Annotated in this window: 15 protein-coding genes and 1 pseudogene; 10 read left to right on the plus strand and 6 right to left on the minus strand. The window is 73.8% G+C overall.

Annotation, left to right across the window (positions count from 1 at the left end; translation table 11 throughout):
- Positions 1 to 242, minus strand: a 242-nt coding sequence (locus tag AB0J67_RS24905; RefSeq protein ID WP_363485868.1) for a hypothetical protein, incomplete at its 3' end; no start/stop codon positions are given.
- A gap of 524 nt (positions 243 to 766) precedes the next feature.
- On the opposite strand from AB0J67_RS24905, the gene AB0J67_RS24910 reads away from it, so the two are divergent.
- The gene (locus AB0J67_RS24910; RefSeq protein WP_144119751.1) at positions 767 to 1,063 is read left to right on the plus strand and encodes a WhiB family transcriptional regulator; all 297 of its coding nucleotides are present in this window, start codon (positions 767 to 769) and stop codon (positions 1,061 to 1,063) included.
- Positions 1,064 to 1,228: 165 nt separating this feature from the next.
- On the opposite strand, the gene AB0J67_RS24915 is transcribed toward AB0J67_RS24910, so the two are convergent.
- Genes AB0J67_RS24915 through AB0J67_RS24925 form a run of 3 tightly spaced genes read right to left on the minus strand, consistent with a single transcriptional unit; the run spans position 1,229 to position 4,410 of the window.
- Entirely contained in the window at positions 1,229 to 2,344 is a 1,116-nt protein-coding gene (locus AB0J67_RS24915) for an ArsA-related P-loop ATPase (RefSeq protein WP_363485850.1), read from the minus strand.
- Positions 2,345 to 2,353: 9 nt separating this feature from the next.
- The gene (locus AB0J67_RS24920) at positions 2,354 to 3,343 is read right to left on the minus strand and encodes an ArsA-related P-loop ATPase (protein WP_363485869.1); all 990 of its coding nucleotides are present in this window, start codon (positions 3,341 to 3,343) and stop codon (positions 2,354 to 2,356) included.
- Between the two features lie 23 nt (positions 3,344 to 3,366).
- Positions 3,367 to 4,410, minus strand: a complete 1,044-nt coding sequence (locus AB0J67_RS24925) for a hypothetical protein (protein WP_363485851.1) — start codon at positions 4,408 to 4,410, stop codon at positions 3,367 to 3,369.
- A gap of 134 nt (positions 4,411 to 4,544) precedes the next feature.
- Between AB0J67_RS24925 and AB0J67_RS24930 the strand changes: the two genes are divergently transcribed.
- The 7 genes and pseudogenes from AB0J67_RS24930 to AB0J67_RS24960 all read left to right on the plus strand — a co-directional run bounded on the left by AB0J67_RS24930 (position 4,545) and on the right by AB0J67_RS24960 (position 13,995).
- Complete coding sequence (locus tag AB0J67_RS24930) at positions 4,545 to 4,703, plus strand: hypothetical protein (protein WP_363485852.1); 159 nt, start codon at positions 4,545 to 4,547, stop codon at positions 4,701 to 4,703.
- Positions 4,704 to 4,741: 38 nt separating this feature from the next.
- Complete coding sequence (locus AB0J67_RS24935; protein ID WP_363485854.1) at positions 4,742 to 5,203, plus strand: RidA family protein; 462 nt, start codon at positions 4,742 to 4,744, stop codon at positions 5,201 to 5,203.
- A gap of 139 nt (positions 5,204 to 5,342) precedes the next feature.
- On the plus strand, positions 5,343 to 6,044 hold the full coding sequence (locus AB0J67_RS24940) for an MBL fold metallo-hydrolase (RefSeq protein WP_363485855.1): 702 nt from the start codon (positions 5,343 to 5,345) through the stop codon (positions 6,042 to 6,044).
- Between the two features lie 7 nt (positions 6,045 to 6,051).
- Positions 6,052 to 9,663 carry an adenylate/guanylate cyclase domain-containing protein gene (locus tag AB0J67_RS24945; RefSeq protein WP_363485856.1) on the plus strand — a complete coding sequence of 1,204 codons (3,612 nt, stop codon included), beginning with the start codon at positions 6,052 to 6,054 and terminating at the stop codon, positions 9,661 to 9,663.
- A 33-nt stretch (positions 9,664 to 9,696) separates the two neighbouring features.
- Positions 9,697 to 10,476 (plus strand): annotated as a pseudogene (locus tag AB0J67_RS24950) (serine/threonine-protein kinase); the annotation flags it as partial.
- A gap of 220 nt (positions 10,477 to 10,696) precedes the next feature.
- Entirely contained in the window at positions 10,697 to 11,977 is a 1,281-nt protein-coding gene (locus AB0J67_RS24955; protein ID WP_363485857.1) for a carboxyl transferase domain-containing protein, read from the plus strand.
- The gene (locus AB0J67_RS24960; protein WP_363485858.1) at positions 11,974 to 13,995 is read left to right on the plus strand and encodes a biotin carboxylase N-terminal domain-containing protein; all 2,022 of its coding nucleotides are present in this window, start codon (positions 11,974 to 11,976) and stop codon (positions 13,993 to 13,995) included. The genes AB0J67_RS24955 and AB0J67_RS24960 overlap by 4 nt, the downstream gene beginning before the upstream one ends.
- A gap of 663 nt (positions 13,996 to 14,658) precedes the next feature.
- Here AB0J67_RS24960 and AB0J67_RS24965 read toward each other — a convergent pair.
- Positions 14,659 to 15,774 carry a chaplin family protein gene (locus AB0J67_RS24965; RefSeq protein WP_363485859.1) on the minus strand — a complete coding sequence of 372 codons (1,116 nt, stop codon included), beginning with the start codon at positions 15,772 to 15,774 and terminating at the stop codon, positions 14,659 to 14,661.
- 424 nt (positions 15,775 to 16,198) lie between these two features.
- Positions 16,199 to 16,876 carry a Crp/Fnr family transcriptional regulator gene (locus AB0J67_RS24970; RefSeq protein ID WP_120317442.1) on the minus strand — a complete coding sequence of 226 codons (678 nt, stop codon included), beginning with the start codon at positions 16,874 to 16,876 and terminating at the stop codon, positions 16,199 to 16,201.
- Positions 16,877 to 17,051: 175 nt separating this feature from the next.
- Between AB0J67_RS24970 and AB0J67_RS24975 the strand changes: the two genes are divergently transcribed.
- Together AB0J67_RS24975 and nth are read left to right on the plus strand one after the other, a co-directional pair.
- Positions 17,052 to 18,329 (plus strand): CapA family protein, encoded by a 1,278-nt coding sequence (locus AB0J67_RS24975; protein WP_363485860.1) that lies wholly within the window; start codon positions 17,052 to 17,054, stop codon positions 18,327 to 18,329.
- A gap of 10 nt (positions 18,330 to 18,339) precedes the next feature.
- Positions 18,340 to 19,083, plus strand: a complete 744-nt coding sequence (gene nth, locus AB0J67_RS24980) for an endonuclease III (protein ID WP_363485861.1) — start codon at positions 18,340 to 18,342, stop codon at positions 19,081 to 19,083.
- Positions 19,084 to 19,113 lie beyond the last annotated feature (30 nt).

Genomic DNA, 19,113 nt, shown 5'->3' on the forward strand with positions numbered 1-19,113 from the left:
TCGTCGTACATGGTGGCCAGTGGCGTCTTGCCGTCGGAGGCGTACAGGTAGCTGATCTGGGGGGAGCGCTTGACGGTCAGCTCGTCGGGGAGCTGGCCGAAGGCGTCACCCGCGGCCTTGGCGGCCAATCCGGACATCGCCACGGCGGGGAAGGCGGCCGCGGCGACGACCACTCCGGCCAGCAAGCCGCAAATCAGGAGCGATGCGGCGTTCGCCAGGAGGTTGTGGTCGCGCTTGCGCATCAGGGTCACCGCCTCAGGTTACGTGAGCAGGTTTCGTCCTCGCGGACCGCACCGTGCCAGGTGGGCAGCCCGGGCGCCCGTCGCGGGGGAAGAGGTCTCCCGCGCCCGCAACCGTCCCGGGTATGCGTTCGTTGTCCAAGACGCACGACCCCTGGCGTGTGGTTGCGTTGCCCGGCCGTGAGATGTCCCCCCGGACGCCGCGGCCGCCCCGTTACTCGCATTGCGACGCTCCGAGGAGGGTCGCGGACCCCCGTCCGCGGCCCTCCCGCACGAGTGTCGCTCCGGCACGCGTCCTCCCTGCTCAGGACTGGCTCAGCGCAGGTAACGACCTTTTTCCGCCATTTTGGCTGACAACGTTGCGTAATCGTCTGACTACGGAGCATGATGGGCGGGCGAGTAACGCACACCGTTCGCGTCGGTTCGGGGGAACCATCGGGGGGATGTGCTCGGTTTCCGTGGGTTTATCACCCGTGGGGACGGGCAGGTCGCGAGCGGTGAGGGAACGTCAGGGGGGACGTGGACACATGGGCATGGTCAACGATTGGCCCAGTCTCGCGGCGTGCCGGAACGGTGATCCGGACGCGCTGTTCGTTCAGGGCGCGGAGCAGAACATCGCCAAGAGAGTCTGTCGCGGCTGCCCGGTGCGGTACGAGTGCCTGGCGGACGCACTCGACAACCGCATCGAATTCGGCGTCTGGGGCGGCATGACCGAGCGGGAGCGCCGCGCACTGCTGCGCCGGCACCCGCACGTGGCGAGCTGGAAGCGCGCTTTCGAGGTAGCCATGCAGGAGCAGGACCGCCGCGAGCTGGTCCGGGTCTGACGTCTGATTTGCGAACAATCACGCCCTTCGCGCCGTTCCCGCGGCGCGAAGGGCGTGTTCTCTCCCAGCTGCCTTGAGCACGGCCTCAGGCGCAGTCACCTTCCGTGGCCGGGGCTGAGGTCTTACGGGCGACCGGACCCCGCGTCCGCCGCGAATTGCGGAGACTCAGGCCGCCAGCGCGGCGCCGATCTCCCGCAGGCCGGTCAGGTCGTGCACGTCGGTCGGCTGCGCGGGCACGTACGCGACCGGCACGTGCGGGAACTCGTCGGTGAACCCGGTGGACACCTCGGTCTCCCGCGCCACCTGGCGCATGAGCAGCGCGTGCACCTCGAGCGTCTGGGCGGTCAGGGTGTGCTCGGCGTGCTCGGCGGCCAGCTTCTCGGCCGCCTCCGCGCTCTCGGCGGCGGACAGCTCCGGCAGCTCGGAGCGGTGCACCCGGTTGAGCACCAGCCCGGCCAGCGGCATCCGCTCCGCGCCGAGCCGCTCGGCGAAGTAGGCCGCCTCCCGCACCGCGTCCGGCTCCGGGGCCGCCACCACCAGGAACGCCGTCTGCGGGTCCTGCAGCACGCGGTAGGTCCGGTCGGCGCGCTCGCGGAAGCCGCCGAACGTCGAGTCCAGCGCCGACACGAAGCCGGACAGGTCGCTGAGCAGCTGCGCGCCCAGGATCCGCTGCACCGCCTTGGAGAACACCCCGAACGACGCCGTCACCAGGTTGAACACGCTCCGGCCGCCGGCCTTCGCGGGCACCATCAGCAGGCGCAGCATCTTGCCGTCCAGGAACCGGCCCAGCCGGGCGGGCGCGTCCAGGAAGTCCAGCGCCGAGCGCGACGGCGGGGTGTCCACCACGATCAGGTCCCACCGGTCGGTGGCCCGCAGCTGGCTCAGCTTCTCCATCGCCATGTACTCCTGCGTGCCCGAGAACGTCGAGCTCATCGCCTGGTAGAAGGGGTTGGCGAAGATCTCCTTGGCCCGCTCGGGCGCGGTGTGGGTGAGCACCACCTCGTCGAAGGTGCGCTTCATGTCCAGCATCATGGCGTGCAGGTCGCCGTCGCCGGACAGCCCTTCCACCGGGCGCGGCGTGTTGTCCAGCTCGGTGAGGCCGAGCGACTGCGCCAGCCGGCGGGCCGGGTCGATGGTCAGCACGACGGTGCGCCGCCCGTGCTTCTCGGCGGCACGCAGGGCCAGCGCGGCAGCCGTGGTCGTCTTGCCGACCCCGCCCGAGCCGCAGCACACCACGATGCGTACGCCGGGGTCTGCCAGCAGGGCGTCCAAGTCGAGCATGAGCCCAGCCTAAGGGGCGTCGCGTAGCAGCTCGGCAAGGTGCTGGAGACCGGCCGTGTCGACCCCGTCCGGCAGCAGCGGAAGCTCCACCACGGGCCGGCGCAGCGCGTCCAGCTCGCCGCGCAGCTCCTGCTCCAGCGCGTGCCGCGCCTGGTGGTCCTTCGCCTCGGAGAGCAGGGCGGTCACCGTACGCCGATCGTCGGGCAGGCCCGCTGCGACGAGGCCGCGCTTGAGCTCGGCCTGGGTGAGCCGGCTCGCGCCCGCCAGCAGCGGGGGGCGGGCGCAGTTGACGATGACCTTGCCGACGGGGATGTTGAGCGCGGTCAGCTCGCGCAGCGCGTCCGCGGTCTCCTGCACCGGCATCTCCTCCAGCAGGGTGACCAGGTGCACCGCGGTCATCGGCGAGCGCAGCAGCGCGGCGACGCCCTCGCTCTGCGACTTGATCGGGCCGAGCTTGGCGAGCTTCGCGGCCTCGGCGGTCACGTTCAGGAAGCGCCCGATCCGGCCGGTCGGCGGGGCGTCGAGCACGACGGCGCGATACACCCGGCGGCCGCTGTCGTCGGTGCGCGTCGTCGCCTCCTTGACCTTGCCGGTCAGCAGAATGTCGCGCAGCCCGGGCGCCACCGTGGTGGCGAAGTCGATCGCGCCCAGCTTGCGCAGCGCCCGCCCGGCCGCGCCCATCCGGTAGAACAGCTCCAGGTACTCCAGCAGCGCCTCCTCCGGGTCGACGGCGAGCAGGCGCACGTCCACCCCGGCGTCGGGCAGCCGGCGCTCGGCGTACGGCAGCGGCTCCAGCTCGAACAGCTGCGCCAGACCCTGCCGCCCCTCCACCTCCACCAGCAGCGTCCGCTGGCCGCGCGCGGCCAGGGCGAAGGCGAGCGCGGCGGCGACGGTGGTCTTGCCGACCCCGCCCTTGCCCGTCACCACATGCAGACGGGCCGGCCAGGCGGTGTCACGTGCACCGCGTCCCTGGGCCGGCCCGTCGTACAAGTCGTTCAGCACCCCTCGATGGTGCCAGGTGACTACTTCACCTCGCAGACGAACCAGCCCTCGTGCTTGACGAGGATCAATGTGAGCTTCTGCTCGGACATCTTCTCGTCGCTGGTGACCAGCTTGACGGTCACCTCGGCGGTGGCCTCGGTCGCCGTCTCACCGGAGATCTTCGGGGTCTCCCAGGTGAAGTTCGGGCCCTTGAGCTTGTCCTTCTCCGCCTTGATCTCGGCGATCTTGGCCTCGATCTCCTTGCGGTCGCGCGCGTCGCCGCAGACGACCTTCTCCGCGCCGGCCGCGTCGCCGTCCTTGTAGACCTTGGTGAGGAAGGTCGTCGCGGCGTCCTTGGCCGTGGCCGCGCCGACGCCCTCGGTGTTGCGGTTCAGCAGCACCCAGGCGGTGATGCCGCCGCCGCACAGCAGCAGCAGGACGCCCAGCACGATGCCGATGACCAGGGGCGCCTTGCTCTTCTTCGCCGGCGCGGCGGGCACGCCGGGCATGCCCGGGTACGGCGCACCCGGGTAGCCGGGCTGGCCCGGGGCGGCGTACGCCGGCTGGCCCGGGTAGGCCGGCTGTCCCGAGGTCGGGTAGGCGGGCTGCCCCGAGGTCGGGTACGCGGGCTGGCCGGAGGTCGGGTACGCCGGCTGGCCGGGGGCCGGGTACGCGGGCTGTCCCGAGGTCGGGTACGCGGCGGTCGGCGTGGTGAAGCCGGGCGCGGGGGTGCCCGAGACGGGGGCGGGAGCGCCGGAGACCGGGGTCTGTGCCGGCGGCACCGGGGCAGGCGGCGCCGAGGTCGGCGGCACGGGAGTCGGCGGCACCGGCTGCGCCGGAGTCGGCGGCACGGGGGTCGGCTGCGCCGGGGTCGGCTCGGCGGCCGCCGGCGGCGGGGTCGCCGGCGCCGCGGGCACGGGCGGGGTGGGCGTCGCCGGCGTGGTCGGCGGCAGCGGCACGGGTGGCTGCGGCGCGGTCGGCGGAGTGACCGCGGCGGACGCGAACGGGTCGGCGGGCGGCGGGTAGGCGCCCTGGCCCGAGGACTGCGGCTCCGTCGGCTGCTGGTCGTCGGTCGGCTGGGTCATCTGATCTCCCCTGGTCTCCATGACGAGGCCGCGACACCTGGCTGCCCCCGCGGCGGCTCAGCTTAACCGCACCCGGCACGACCTCGCAGTAGGGATCGACCAGCGAGATCTTGGGAGCACGTTAGGTTATGCCCATGACGAAGTGGGAGTACGCCACCGTGCCGCTGCTGGTGCACGCGACCAAGCAGATCCTCGACAACTGGGGTGTCGACGGCTGGGAGCTGGTGCAGGTCGTGCCCGGACCCAACCCGGAGCAGCTGGTGGCCTACCTGAAGCGGCCGAAGGCCGACTGAGCGCGAACCCGTGGAGATCCGCGGTGAAGGAGACAAAGATGTCTGACCCGTACGAGAAGCTCGCAGAGCTGGGACTCAAGGTGCCCGAGGTGGTGCCGCCGGTGGCGGCGTACGTGCCCGCGGTGCGCTCCGGCGACCACGTGTACGTCTCCGGCCAGCTGCCCATGGCCGACGGCAAGCTCCTGGCGACCGGCAAGGTCGGCGCCGAGATCAGCGCCGAGCAGGCCAAAGAGCTCGCCGCCCGATGCGCGCTCAACGGCCTGGCCGCACTTGAATGGCTGGTCGGCCTAGACAAGGTCGTCCGTATCGTCAAGGTCGTCGGTTTCGTGGCCTCGGCGCCCGGCTTCAGCGGCCAGCCGGGTGTCATCAACGGCGCCTCGGAGCTGTTCGGCGCGGTGTTCGGCGAGAGCGGCAAGCACGCCCGCAGCGCCGTGGGCGTGGGCGAGCTGCCGCTCAACGCCCCGGTCGAGGTCGAGCTGATCGCCGAGGTCCGCGACTGACCCGTTTTGCCATAGACGTTGGCCTATCTGGATGAGTTCGATCAAGAATTCTTCATCCAGATAGGCCAACGTCTATAAAAGGGGAGGCGGGCCGCGGCGGCGGGTGGCCGGCGGCCGGTGGCTCAGTAGAGTTCTCGGCATGACGGCGCGGATGGACTCGGAGCTTCTCCCGGACTGGGTGACCTGGTTGCGGGCGCCCAACCCCGGTCCGATGACCCTCGACGGCACCAACACCTGGCTCCTCGACGACGGCACCGTCATCGACCCGGGGCCGGACGACCTGGCCCACCTCGAGGCGATCATGGAGTACGGGCCGGTGCGCCGGATCCTGTTCACCCACGGCCACCCGGACCACGTGGACGGGGTGACCACCCTGCTCGCGCTGAGCGGTGCGAGCGTCGGCGAGGCGCCGGACTGGGTGACCGTGCTGCCCACTCCCGGGCATACCACCGATTCGGTCTGTTTCGTCGCGGAGCGCGACGGGCGGCGCGTGGTCTTCACCGGGGACACCATCCTGGGCCGCGGCAGCAGCGTGGTGGCCTGGCCCGACGGCGACGTGGGGGCATACCTGGCGAGCCTGGACGTGCTGGCGGAGTACGCCGTGCCCGGCCTGCCAGGGCACGGGCCGGTGCTGCCCGACTGCGCGGCGGCGGCGCGCTGGCTGCGCGAACACCGGCTGGAGCGGCTCGACCAGGTGCGGGCGGCGCTGAAGCGGGGCGCGCGCACGCCCGAGGATGTCGTGAACGTCGTCTATGCCGACGTCGACCCGGGCGTCAGGTTCGCGGCCGAGTGGACCGTGCGGGCACAACTTGCCTACCTCGAGACGTTGAGCGAGCTGTGAACGCGTCATGACCTGCCCTGTCTGCGGGACCGTGCCGGTGCCGGCGGCCCGGTTCTGCCACCACTGCGGCGCGGCGCTGCCCGCGGCGGCGACGCTGCCCGCCACCGAGCGCCGCGTCGTCACCGTGCTCTTCGGCGACCTGTCCGACTTCACCTCGTGGTCGGAGGAGCTGGACCCGGAGCGGGTCGGCGCGGTGACCGACCGGGTGCTGTCGGCGCTGGCCGGTGCGGTGAAGACGTTCGGCGGGCACGTGGACAAGCTGACCGGCGACGGCATCATGGCCGTGTTCGGGGCGCCGGTGGCGCACGAGGACGACGCCGAGCGGGCGGTGCGGGCCGCGCTGTCCATGCAGCGCGCGGTGCGCCGGGTGCTGGACGACGAGCGGGGCGGCAGCGCCCCGACCGGGCTGCGGTTGGGCATCAACACCGGGCCGGTGGTCGCGGGTGTGCAGGCGGGCCTGGAGTACACCGTCATCGGCGACACGGTGAACACCGCGGCCCGGCTGGCCGACGCGGCCGCGGTGGGCGCGGTCTACGCCGGTGCGCGCACGGTCGCGGCGACCGGGTCCGTGGCGGGCTGGCGCAACCTGCGGCCGCTGCGGCTGAAGGGCAAGCGCGAGCCGGTCGAGACGTACGAGCTGCTGGGCCTGCACGACGCCCGGGGCAGCCGGGCGGGGCTGGGCGAGGAGGGCCCGTTCGTGGGCCGCGAGGCCGAGCTGGGCCGGGTCGCCGGCCGGCTGGCCGAGGTGGTGGACCGCGACGAGCCGCGAGTGCTGGTCTTCACGGCCGAGGCGGGCATCGGCAAGAGCCGGTTCGCCGCCGAGGTGGAGCGCTTCGCCAACGGGTACGAGGTGAGCGCCGGCCGCTTCGCGGCGCGTACGCAGGCGCGCGTGCTGTCGGTGCGCTGCGCCGCGTACGGTGAGCGCCGGCGGCTGGCGCCGCTGTCGGACCTGGTGCGGCTGGCCATCGGCCTGCCCGCGGACACCGCGACGGCGGTCACCCGGCAGGTCGCCGAGGAGCGGCTGCGGCGGCTGACGACCAGGCTGACCCAGCGCAGCGAGCCGGGCAAGCCGGTCAGCGTGGACGTGGACGCGCTGCTGTCGCTGCTCGGCTACGCCGACCCGACCGAGCTGGCGCAGTGGCACGGGGTGTCCGGGGACGACCCGGAGCAGCCGGGCCGGGAGACCGCGACGCTGGCGGTGGCCGTGGCGCGGCTGCTGGACGCGCTGGCCACCGAGTCGCCGCTGGTCGTGATCGTGGACGACCTGCACGACGGCACCCCGGAGACGCTGGACGCGCTCGGCGTCGCGCTGGAGGAGCTGACCGGCCCGGTGCTGGTGCTGCTACTCGGCCGCCCCGAGCTGGTGCGCCGGGCGGGGCAGCTCACCCGGGTCGCCGATGCCGAGGCGAACACGCTGCCGCCGCTGCGCGGCGCGGACGCGGCGCGGCTGCTCACCGCGTACCTCAAGGGTGGCCGGCTGCCGCAGGCCGACGAGGACCGGCTGCTCACCACGGCCCAGGGCAACCCTTTCTACCTGGCCGAACTGACCACGCTGCTGATGGAGCGGGGCGCGCTGGTGAAGGCGGGCGCGCAGTGGCGGCTGACGCCCGGCTCGCTCGGCACCCAGCTGCTCTCCCGCGACCTGGCCGCGGTGCTCGCGGCCCGCATCGACGCGCTGCCCACCGAGGCGCGCGCGGTGCTGCGCGACGCGGCCGTGGTCGGCGACACGGTGCCGACCGGCGCGCTGGAGGCGCTGCGCGAGCGCCGGTCCACCCGCGACGGCCGCCCGGCCGCCGTGGTCGCGGTCGAGCTGGAGCGCGCCGTCGACGAGCTGCTGCAGCGCCGCATGCTGCGCCGGGTGCGGGGCGGGTTCGCCTTCGCCACCCCGCTGCTGCGCGAGGCGGCGTACGGCGGCGTGGGCAAGGCCGACCTCGCCGACCGGCACGCGTTCCTGGCCCGGTGGGCCGCGCCCGGCCAGCCGACGGTGACGGTGTCATCGGGGCGGACCGTGGCGGGCCTGTCCGGGGTGACCGACGCGGTGCGCGACGCGTTCGTGGCCGAGCACGCCGAGCGGGCGACCCGCCTGGCCGACGCGGTCCGGCTGCGGCCGGACGTGCCCGCGCGGCAGGTCGCGCCGCTGGGCATCGCGGCGCTGGGCCGGGCCGCCCGGCGCGCGGGCCAGGCCGGCGAGCCCGCCGAGGCCGTCGGGTACGGCGAGCGCGCGGCGCGGCTGGCGCCCGGTGCGCTGCCGCTGCCGGACCGGCTGGTGCACTCGCGCTCGCTGCTGCAGTACGGCCGGATCGCCGAGGCGCTGCACGACGCGGAGAAGCTGGTCGCCGACGCCGCCGAGGACCCGCGCACCCGCGCCGGTGCGCTGCTGCTGGCGGGCCGGGCGCACGTGGCCCAGGGCGACCCGAAGCACGCGTACCGGCTGTGGTCGGAGGCGCTGACCACGGCCACCGACGCCGAGCTGCCGGGGGAGCGGGCCGAGGCGATGCGCCGGCTGGGCATGGCCGACTTCCTCGGCGGGCGGCTGGGCGACGCGTCCAGCCGGTTCGCCGGGGCGTACCAGATCGCGGTGTCGGCGGGCGACCGCAAGTCGCAGGCCTGGTCGCTGCAGAACCTGGCCTGGGTGACCACCACCCGCGGCGACTTCGCGGGCGCGGACGCGGCGCTGGCCCGCGCCGCGCGGCTGTTCGCCGAGACCAAGGACCCGGTGGGCCGGGCCTGGCTGCGCGGCACGTCGGCGTTCGCGCGGCTGCTGTCGGGGCGGCTGACCGAGGCGCTGCGGCTGGCGCACGTGTTCCTGCCCTTCGGGGAGCGGGTCGGCGAGGCGTGGGCGGTCGGCACGCTGCGCGCGGTCGCCGCGTTCGCCGCCGCCGAGCTGGGCGAGCTGGGCGAGGCCGACCGCGAGGCGCGCCGGGCCTACCGCGACTTCGCCGCCGCCAAGGACACCTGGGGGCGCGGGTTCGCCCTGGTCGCCCGCGGTGTGGTGGCGCGCGGGCTGGGGGAGTACGGCCACGCCGAGGACCTGCTCGGCGAGGCGCTGGAGGAGGGCGAGAAGGTCGGGCACCCGCTGCTGGTCGGCATGGCCGGCACGGTGCGCGGCTTCGTCGCGCTGGACCGGGGCGACCCCGAGGCGGCCGAGCTGGACGCGCGCTCGGTGCTGACCATGGTCTCGCCGTACGGCGTGCTCGACCCGGCGCGGGTGGGCCCGCGGGCGCTGCTGGGCGCGGCCCGGCTGGCCGCGGGCGACACGGCGATGGCGCTGCGCCTGCTCACGCCGGTCGCGGCCGCGCCGCACGCGCCGTCGATGCTCTACTCCCGCCGCCAGGGCGTGGCGCTGTACGCCGACGCGCTGCTGGCCGCCGGGCAGGTCGAGGAGGCGCTGGCCGCCGCCGAGCTGGCCGAGTCGCTGCCCGCGGTGGACGTGCGCAGCCGGGTGCGCTCCGCGGTCACCTACGCCCGCGCGCTCGACGCGGCCGGGCGGGGTGCGGAGGCGCTGGTCGCGGCCGAGCGAGCCCGCTCGATCGCGGAGGGGACGCAGCAGGCGAGCGAACGTGCCGTTGCATTGGCGACATGGGGTGCCGTGAGCGAAGGGCGAGGCGCTACCGTCTAGCGCGTGAAGCACACCCCGACCGCGTTCCCGGACATCCCCGGACTCACCGATCTGTCGCTGCTCGCCGTCGGCGGGTACGCGACGATCTTCCGGGCGGTGCAGGAGTCGGTCGGGCGCGACGTCGCGGTCAAGGTGGAGAACCGCACCATCGACAGCGACCGCGACCGGGCCCGCTTCCTGCGGGAGGCGCGCGCGGCGGGCAAGATGTCCGGCCACCCGCACGTGGCCGACCTGTTCGACGCCGGGGTGACCAAGGACAACCACCCGTACCTGATCATGGAGCTGTACGCGGGGTCGTACCAGGACCGCATGCCGCTGCGCCCGCACGAGGTGCGCGACCTCGGCGTGAAGATCGCCGACGCGCTCGCCGACGCCCACGAGCGCGGCGTGGTGCACCGCGACGTCAAGCCGGCCAACATCCTGATCAGCCACTTCGGCGAGCCCGCGCTGGCCGACTTCGGGCTGGCCATCCTGGCCGAGATACGGGATCCGGAGATCACGCTCGACGTGATGACCCCGGCGTACGCGCCGCCGGAGGCGTTCCGCCGCGCGGAGCCCGCCCCGCCCGGCGACGTGTACGCCCTCTGCGCCACCCTCTACGCCCTGCTGCGCGGCGCCCCGCCGCGGTGGGAGCCCGACCACCCGCCGGGCCTGCTCACGCTGATCGAGATGTTCGCGCTGCCGGTGCCGGACCTGCCCGAGGTGCCCGCGGCGCTGTGCGCGGTGCTGCGCCAGGGCATGGACAACGACCCGGAGCGGCGCCCCACCGCGCGTGCCCTGGAGGAGCTGCTCGCCTCGGTCGACCTCGACGGTCCGGCCCAGGAGGAGCGGCCGACGGTGGACGTGGCGAACGTCGACCCACCCACGGTCCCGGTGCAGCGCGGCTTCCTCACGAACCTGATCGACAACCTGTTCGGCCGCTGACCCCTCCTCGGGGAATGCGCCACGACGCGCCGTGCATGCGTGTCGCCCTCCAAGAACCACTCGTTGCTCTGGTGTCAACAAGCGGTGGAGTACGGAGAGCAGGTTCCCCATGGCGACCCTCGACACCGCGCTGGACCCCCGCGCGCCCTCTTTCCTGGACAACCGAAGCACGGCACAGGCGGCACTGCGAGCGCTCGACACGGCGCACGGGCAAGCCCGTGACGGCGGCGGCGAGAAGGAGGTGACCCGACACCACGCCCGCGGCAAGCTGCTGCCGCGCGAGCGCATCGAACTGCTCGTGGACAGCGACACGGCGCTGCTGGAACTGGCCGCGACAGCCGGCCGGGAGGTCGGCGAGGCGGCCGGCGCGGGCCTGGTCACCGCGCTCGGCGTGGTCGACGGCATCGAGTGCATGCTGATCGCCAACGACCCGACGGTGCGGGCCGGCGGGCCTTCCTCGACGGCCCGGCGCAAGTTCGCGCGCGCGGTCGAGCTGGCCCGGCGGCACCTGCTGCCGCTGGTGCTGCTGCTCGAGTCGACCCAGGACGAGCAGCGCCGCTCCGGCGTGCCGGATCCGAGCTTCGCGCAGCTGAGCCGGATGGCGTCACCGGTGCTCTGCGCCGTCTTCGGCCCGCTGGACTCCTGGCTCGCCCCGCTGCCCGACCTGGCCGACCACGCGATCACCGTGCGCGGCCGGGCCGACGCGGCACGCGTGGACGTGGTGGCCGAGGACGAGCGCGACGCGCTGCGCGTGCTGCGGCAGACCGTACGGCAGCTGGTCACCTTCGAGCGCGGGCCGGTGCCCGGGGCGGCGGTGCCGCCGCGCTACGACGCCGAGGAGCTGCTCGCCGTGGCCAGCGCCGACCCGCGCGCGGTCACCGAGCCGCGGGAGGTGCTGGCGCGCGTGCTGGACGGCTCCGACCTGGACGAGTTCCGGCCCCAGCGGGGCGGTGCGCTGCTCGCCGGGTTCGGCGCGGTGCACGGGCACCGGGTCGGGGTGCTCGCCGGCACCGGTGCCGCGGTGGACGCCGAGGCGGCGGACAAGGGCGTGGAGCTGGCCCGGCTGGCCGCCAACGCGGGCGTGCCGGTGCTGGTGCTGGCCAACCCGGTGGCCGACCCGGCCGGCGACGCGTCCGCGCCGCTGGTGCGCGCGCTGTCCCAGGCCGACCGGATGACGCTCGTGCTCGGCGCGGAGCCGGACGCGTGGGCGCTGGCCGGGCCGGGCTTCCGGTTCGGCTGGCCGGTGGGTGACCTGTCCAACGAGCCGTACGACGGCGTGATCGACCCGCGTGACACCCGTACCGTGCTGGGCATCTGCCTTTCGGTGAGCGCGTCCGCGGCCCGCCGCGGCGCGCCGGGTCGCGCGGCTGAGCGTGAGGTGGCGTCATGATCCGCAGACTGCTGGTGGCCAACCGGGGCGAGATCGCCCGGCGCATCTTCGCGACGTGCCGGGCGGTGGGGGTGGAGACGGTCGCGGTCTACTCGATCGCCGACACCGACTCGCCGTACGTGGCCGAGGCCGACTACGCGGTGCAGCTGCCCGGGTCCGCGCCGAGCGCCACCTACCTGCGCGGGGACCTGATCCTCGCGGCGGCCCGCAAGACCGGCGCGGACGCGATCCACCCCGGCTACGGCTTCCTCGCCGAGAACGCCGACTTCGCCGCCGCGGTGGCCGACGCCGGGCTGACCTGGGTCGGCCCGCCCGCGAAGGTCATCTCGGTGATGGCCTCCAAGATCGACGCCAAGCTGCTGCTGGCCGAGGCCGAGGTGCCGGTGCTGCCGAGCTGGACCGACCCGACCGCGGTGGACGAGTTCCCGGTGCTGGTCAAGGCGGCCGTCGGCGGCGGCGGGCGGGGCATGCGGGTGGTGCGCGACGCCGACTCGCTGGCCGAGGCGGTCTCCTCGGCCCGCCGGGAGGCGTTCGGCGCGTTCGGCGATTCGACCGTGTTCTGCGAGCGCTACGTCGAGCAGGCCCGCCACATCGAGGTGCAGGTGGTCGCCGACCAGCACGGCAACACCGTGACGCTGGGCGAGCGCGAGTGCTCCATCCAGCGCCGGCACCAGAAGATCATCGAGGAGGCGCCGTCCCCGGCCGTCTCGCCCGAGCTGCGCGAGAACCTCTGCGCCGCCGCCGTCCTGGTCGCCGAGGCCATCGGGTACGTCGGCATCGGCACGGTCGAGTTCCTGCTCAGCCCCGACGGCGAGTTCTACTTCCTGGAGATGAACACGCGGCTGCAGGTCGAGCACCCGGTGACCGAGTGCGTCACCGGCTTCGACCTGGTCCGGCTGCAGATGTTCCTGGCCGAGGGCGGGCAGCTGCCGTTCCAGTCCGCGCCGCCGATGCGCGGGCACGCCATCGAGGTGCGGCTGTGCGCCGAGGATCCGGCCAGCAACTGGCTGCCCGCCACCGGGCAGGTGCACCGGTTCGAGGTGCCCGAGGTCTCGGCCCGCTTCCGGCCCATGCTGCAACCCGGCCTGCGGGTCGACTCCGGGGTGGAGCCCGGCACCGTGGTCGGCGTGCACTACGACTCGCTGCTGGCCAAGCTGGTGGCCTGGGCGCCCACCCGGTACGAGGCGGCCCGCATGCTCGCCGGGACGCTGGCCCGCACCCGCATCCACGGCCTGGTGACCAACCGTGACCTGCTGGTACGCGTGCTGCGGCACCCCGCCTTCCTCACCGGCCAGATCGACACCGGCCTGCTGGACCGCCAGCCCGAGGTGTTCGCCCCGCTGCTGTCCTCGGTGGAGGCCGTCCGGCTGAGCTGCCTGGCCGCCGCGCTGGCCGCCGCCGCCCGCCGCCGGGCCGCCGCCGGAGTCCAGCGCGGCATCCCGTCCGGCTGGCGCAACGTGCCCACCGTCGCGCAGACCGTGGTGTACGACGGCCCCGCCGGTCCGGTCGAGGTCGGCTACCGCCTCGACGCCTCCGGCGCGCTGGCCCAGTGGTGGGTGCGCGCCGTCGACCCCGAGGAGCTCGACCTCGCCGGTCTCGGCCCGGCCGGCCCGGTCGACGACCACCCGCCGGTCGCGGTGCTGTCCGCCTCCCCCGACGAGGTGGTGCTCGACGTGGCCGGCATCCGGCTGGCCCTGCACGTGCACGAGGTCGGCGAGACCGCGTACGTGGACAGCGCCGAGGGCTCGCTCGCGCTGCGCCGGCTGCCCCGCTTTCCGGTGCCGGTGCAGGAGCTGGAGGAGGGCTCGCTGACCGCCCCGCTGCCGGGCGCGGTCGGGCGGGTGCTGGTCGCCCCCGGCCAGCGCGTCGGCGCGGGCGACCTGCTGCTGACCCTGGAGGCGATGAAGCTGGAGCACCCGGTGCACGCCCCCGCCGACGGCGTCGTCGCGGCGGTGACCGTGCGCCCCGGCGTCCTCGTCGACACCGGCGCCCTCCTCGCCGTCCTCACCCCCGCCTGACCCGCGCGTCCCCGCATCCCCCGGCTCTCTCCATCGCTCCCGCCCCGCGCCCTCCGGGTGGCGCCACCACGGGGTCGCCGTGTTCGAAGACTCGTGCCCTCAGACCCGTTCTGAGGGCACGAGTCTTGGCGTTCCGAACCTTCCTGAGGACACGAGTCTTCACGTGCGGTCCCCGTTCTGAGCCCTGGGACGCGGCGCGGCTTCGACTGGTGGCTTCCGGACGTCGGGGCTGGTCACCGTCCGCGGGGGAACCTGGTCGCGAGGGAGGGCGGGCCGGCGAGGTCGCGGGGCGTGGCCGGGCGGGTCGGGGGCGAGCCTGGCGGGGCGAGCGCGCGACCCGGAGCGGTCGGGCCGGGGGCGGCGGGGCCGGGGCCGAGGGGCGCGAACGCAGCGGCGATGAGCCGGAGGTGCGCGCGCGAACGCAGTGGCGGCCGGGGGCGAGGGGTGAACGCAGAAGGACGTCCCCCGGGGCGGGCTGGATGGGTGCCCGGTCCCGGGGGACGTCCTCGTGGTGCGGTGGCCAGCGCGCAGATCTGTCAGCGAAAGGGATGCGCGCTGGTGCCGGCCTGTCGGCGGGGTGAGGCGGGTGCAGTGTTTCGCCGGTTCCGGTCCGCCGGTGACGTGAAAGTCATCGTGGCCCGTGCCCGCCGGCAGGCCGGACGCTTACTGCTGCGCCGAGGCGCCGCCGACGCTCCAGGCCACCGCGTCGCCCAGCACGCCCACGGCCACGCCGCTGACGTTGACCGGGACCTGGATCGGGGCGTACACCTGGGTGCCGTTCAGGATGCCGTGGTTGCCGGCGCTGATCAGCGTGACGTCCTTGCCCTTGCCCTTGCCGTGGTGGTGACCGTGGTCGTGGTGGTGACCGTGGTCCGGGCAGGGCTGCGGGCGCGGCTTGGGCCGCGGCTTCGGGTGGTGGTTGTGGCCGCCGCCGTTGCCGCCGCAGCCGCTGTTGCAGCCGTGGCCGTTGCCGCCGCCGCTGCCACCGGTGCTGCGGTTGGCCTCGACGTCGTCGCTCTCGGTGTCGAAGCGGCCGACCGTGCCGACGCCGTCCAGCGAGTCGAGGTCGATCGCGTCGGCGCCGCGGGCCACGCTCGGGCCGCCCAGCAGCGAGCCGACGACCGGCAGGCCGCCCTTGGTCAGGTTGCCCACCAGCGGCAGGCCGCCGTTGGTGAGGTCGCCGACGAGCGGGAGCCCGCCCTTGGTGAGGTCGCCGACCAGCGGCAGGCCGCCGTTGGTCAGGCCGCCGACCAGCGGCAGGCCGCCCAGCAGGTCGCCGGACTCGGTCGACTCCCGGTCGCCGTAGCCGTCGTGGTCGTCGTGGTCGCAGCGGTGGTCGCAGTTGTGGTGCTGGTGCTTGGGCTTGTGCTTGCCGTCGATCTCGGCGGAGGCGCCGCCCTCGCACCACGCGGCGGCGTTGCCGAGCACGCCCGCGGCCACGCCGCAGACGTTGATCGGGGCCTGGATCGGCGCGAACACCTGGGTGCCGTTCAGGATGCCGTGGTTGTTGGTGCTGATCAGCTTGGCGTCGTACACGCCCTCGAGCTCGGCGGCGCTGCCGCCCTCGCAGCCCGCGATCGCGCTGCCGCCGACGCTCGCGGCGACGCCGCAGAGGTTGATCGGGGCCTGGATCGGGGCGAAGACCTGGGTGCCGTTGAGGATGCCGGTGTTGCCCGCACTGATCACCGTGGCCTCGGCGTACGCGGCGGTGCCGGTGGCCATGACCGCGCCGGCGGTGAGAGCGCCGGCCTTCAGTGAGCGTCGAACCCACGTGTTCATAGTGGTAGGGACCTCTTTCGATCGTCGGAGACTTCCGACCGACCGATCGAGGCGGTGCGAGAGGTGTCCACTCGCCCAGGCACGGGCGATCGGTCACCGCACGATCGGTCACTGTGGACACGTCTAGCCGCACCTGAATTGCGAGGTTCGCGACCACTCGGACCAACGAAGCCCTGCCGGGCCTGACATGTTTGAGACCAGTTCCCGACACTTCTACCAGGCTAAATGCCCAGGAATGTCCTGATTCGCACCATTCTTGCCGTCGGCCATTCGGCCCCGGCACCCTGGCCGAATGGCTTAACGACTCGCGGCCCCAGGAAGCACCTGGGGCCGCGAGGGCAAAGAGTTCGCGCCCCGAAGGGCTGACGCCGCTGGGTGGGGCCGTCCCGCGAAGGGCGGGGCCGGCCGGAAGGCGGCGGTATGGCTAGACGCGGGCCCGGCGGGCGAGGCGCTCGGGGTCCAGGATGATGACGCTCTTGCCGTCCAGGCGCAGCCAGCCGCGGGAGGCGAAGTCGGCCAGGGCCTTGTTCACCGTCTCGCGGGACGCGCCGACGAGCTGCGCCAGCTCCTCCTGGGTGAGGTCGTGGGTCACCCGGAGCACGCCGCCGTCGCGGGTGCCGAAGCGGCCCGCCATCTGCAGCAGGTTCTTGGCGACGCGGCCGGGCACGTCGGTGAAGATCAGGTCGGCCAGCGCGTCGTTGGTGCGGCGCAGGCGGCGGGCCAGCACCCGCAGCAGCTGCTCGGCGATCTCCGGCCGGTTGTTCAGCCAGGGGCGCAGCGCCTGCTTGCGCAGCCGGGCCAGGCGCACGTCGGTGACCGCGGTCGCGGTGGCGGTGCGCGGGCCGGGGTCGAACAGCGACAGCTCGCCGAGCATGTCGGAGGGCCCCATCACGGAGACCAGGTTCTGCCGCCCGTCGGCGGCGCGTCGGCCCAACTTGATCTTGCCGGAGAGTACGATATAGAGGCTGTCCCCAGGCTCACCCTCGTTGAATACGATCTCGCCCTTGCGGATCTCGATCGTCTCCATCTCACGCGCGAGCGCCTCGGCGGCCTCCGGGTCGACACCCTGGAAGATTCCGCTGCGAGCCAGCACCTCGTCCATCGCCATCCCTCCATCGACGCGGATGCGTGGGCACACCGTTGATTGACTCGTCGCTACCCGTACGCCGCGCGAGGTCAGTCTAGGCGCACACAGGCGGCAACCGGACGCCAACCCCCAGAATCCTGCGCCATCGACCGGTGCCGGTCGTCAGCACCTGCGGGTAGAGTGCCCGGCGATGTCCATACACCCCCTGAGCCCGCCCGATACCCCCGCACCCGCCGAGCAAACCCCGTCCCGCTCCATCCTGGACCGGGTCGTGGGAGCGCTGCGCGCGCGCCGGGGTGTCTCCGCCGCGGGTGCGATCGTGCTTCTTGTCACAGTGGCCGGAGTCGGCCTCACCGCCGTCAACTCCTCGGCCGAGGGGACCGAGGCGCTGTGGCACCCGCCGACGGGCGCCGTCGCGCAGCCCACGGACGAACCCGCCGCGCCGGCGGCCGACACCGTCAGCCTGTCCGCGACCGGGGACATCATCATGGGCGACGCGCCGGGCCACCTGCCGCCGCGCAACGGCAAGGGATACTTCGACAAGATCAAGGCGCTGCTGCCCGCGGATCTGGTGATGGGCAACCTGGAGCAGCCGATCACCGAGGAGACCGGGTCGGGCAAGTGCCCGCCGAAGCCGTCGCCGAACCCGGCCGCGACGCCCAGCCCCGGCGCCAGCCCGACCCCCAAGAACAACTGTCACCAGTTCCGGGTGCCGCCGTCCTACGCCAACCACCTCAAGGACGCCGGGTTCGACCTGCTCAACACGGCCAACAACCACGCGCGGGACTACGGCACGGCGGGGTTCAACAACACCCAGCGCGCGCTGGAGGCCGCCGGGCTGCAGCACACCGGGGAGACCAACCAGATCACCATCGCCGAGGTCAAGGGCGTGAAGATCGCGGTGCTGGGCTTCTCGTCGTACTCGGGCAACAACAGCCTGATCAATCTGACGTCGGCGAAGAAGGTCGTGGCCAAGGCCGCGGAGCGGGCCGACATCGTCGTGGTGCAGGTGCACATGGGCGCCGAGGGCGCGGACAAGAGCCACGTCCGGCCGGGCACCGAGACCTTCCTGGGCGAGAACCGGGGCAACCCGGTGGCGTTCTCCCGCGCGGTCATCGACGCCGGCGCCGACCTGATCATCGGGCACGGCCCGCACGTGGTGCGCGGGCTGGAGTTCTACAAGGGCCGGCTGATCGCGTACAGCCTGGGCAACTTCGCCGGCGGCGGGCAGCTCAGCAGCGGCGGCCGGGTGGGCTGGGGCGGCGTGCTGCACGCGACGCTGAACCCGGACGGCAGCTTCGTGTCCGGCAGGTTCCACTCCACCTACTTCAGCGGGTCGTACGGCATCCCGCAGCCCGACACCAAGGACCGCGCCCTGGGCCTGCTGCGGCAGATGACCGAGGAGGACTTCGGCGCGAACGGCGCCGTGGTGAGCGCGGACGGGTCGATTTCGGCACCCGCGACGTAGGCTCTCTGCCGTGGCGGTAGCGGTGAACGGCGAGACGGAACTGGCGCGCAAGCGACGGGTGCGGCGCATGGCGCGCGAGCTCGCCGTGATCCACCCGGACGCGCACTGCGAGCTGGACTTCACCAACCCGCTGGAGCTGGCGGTGGCCACCGTCCTGTCCGCGCAGTGCACCGACGTGCGGGTCAACCAGACGACCCCGGCGCTGTTCGCGAAGTACCGCACCGCGGCCGACTACGCCGGGGCCGACCGCGTCGAGCTGGAGGAGATGATCAGGCCGACCGGGTTCTTCCGGAACAAGGCGGCCTCGCTGATGGGCCTGGGCCAGCAGCTCGTCGACCGGTTCGGCGGCGAGCTGCCGAGATCGCTGCCGCAGCTGGTGACCCTGCCCGGCATCGGGCGCAAGACGGCCAACGTGGTCCTCGGCAACGCCTTCGGCGTCCCCGGCATCACCGTGGACACCCACTTCCAGCGCCTGGTCAACCGGTGGGCGTGGACCGAGGAGGAAGACCCGGTCAAGATCGAGCACGCGGTCGGCGCGCTGGTCGAGAAGCGCGACTGGACCATGCTGTCGCACCGGGTGATCTTCCACGGCCGCCGCGTCTGCCACGCCCGCAAGCCGGCCTGCGGCGCCTGCCCGCTGGCGGGCATGTGCCCGTCGTACGGCCTCGGCCCGGTGGACCCCGCCGAGGCCGTGAAGCTGCTCAAGGGCCCCCGCGTCGCCGAGATCGCCGCCCTGGCCGGAGTCACCGCATGACCCCTTCCGCGCCCCGCCTCCCGGCCGGGC

Origin of the sequence: Catellatospora sp. NPDC049609 (assembly GCF_040675365.1) — a bacterium.
Taxonomy (GTDB): domain Bacteria; phylum Actinomycetota; class Actinomycetes; order Mycobacteriales; family Micromonosporaceae; genus Catellatospora.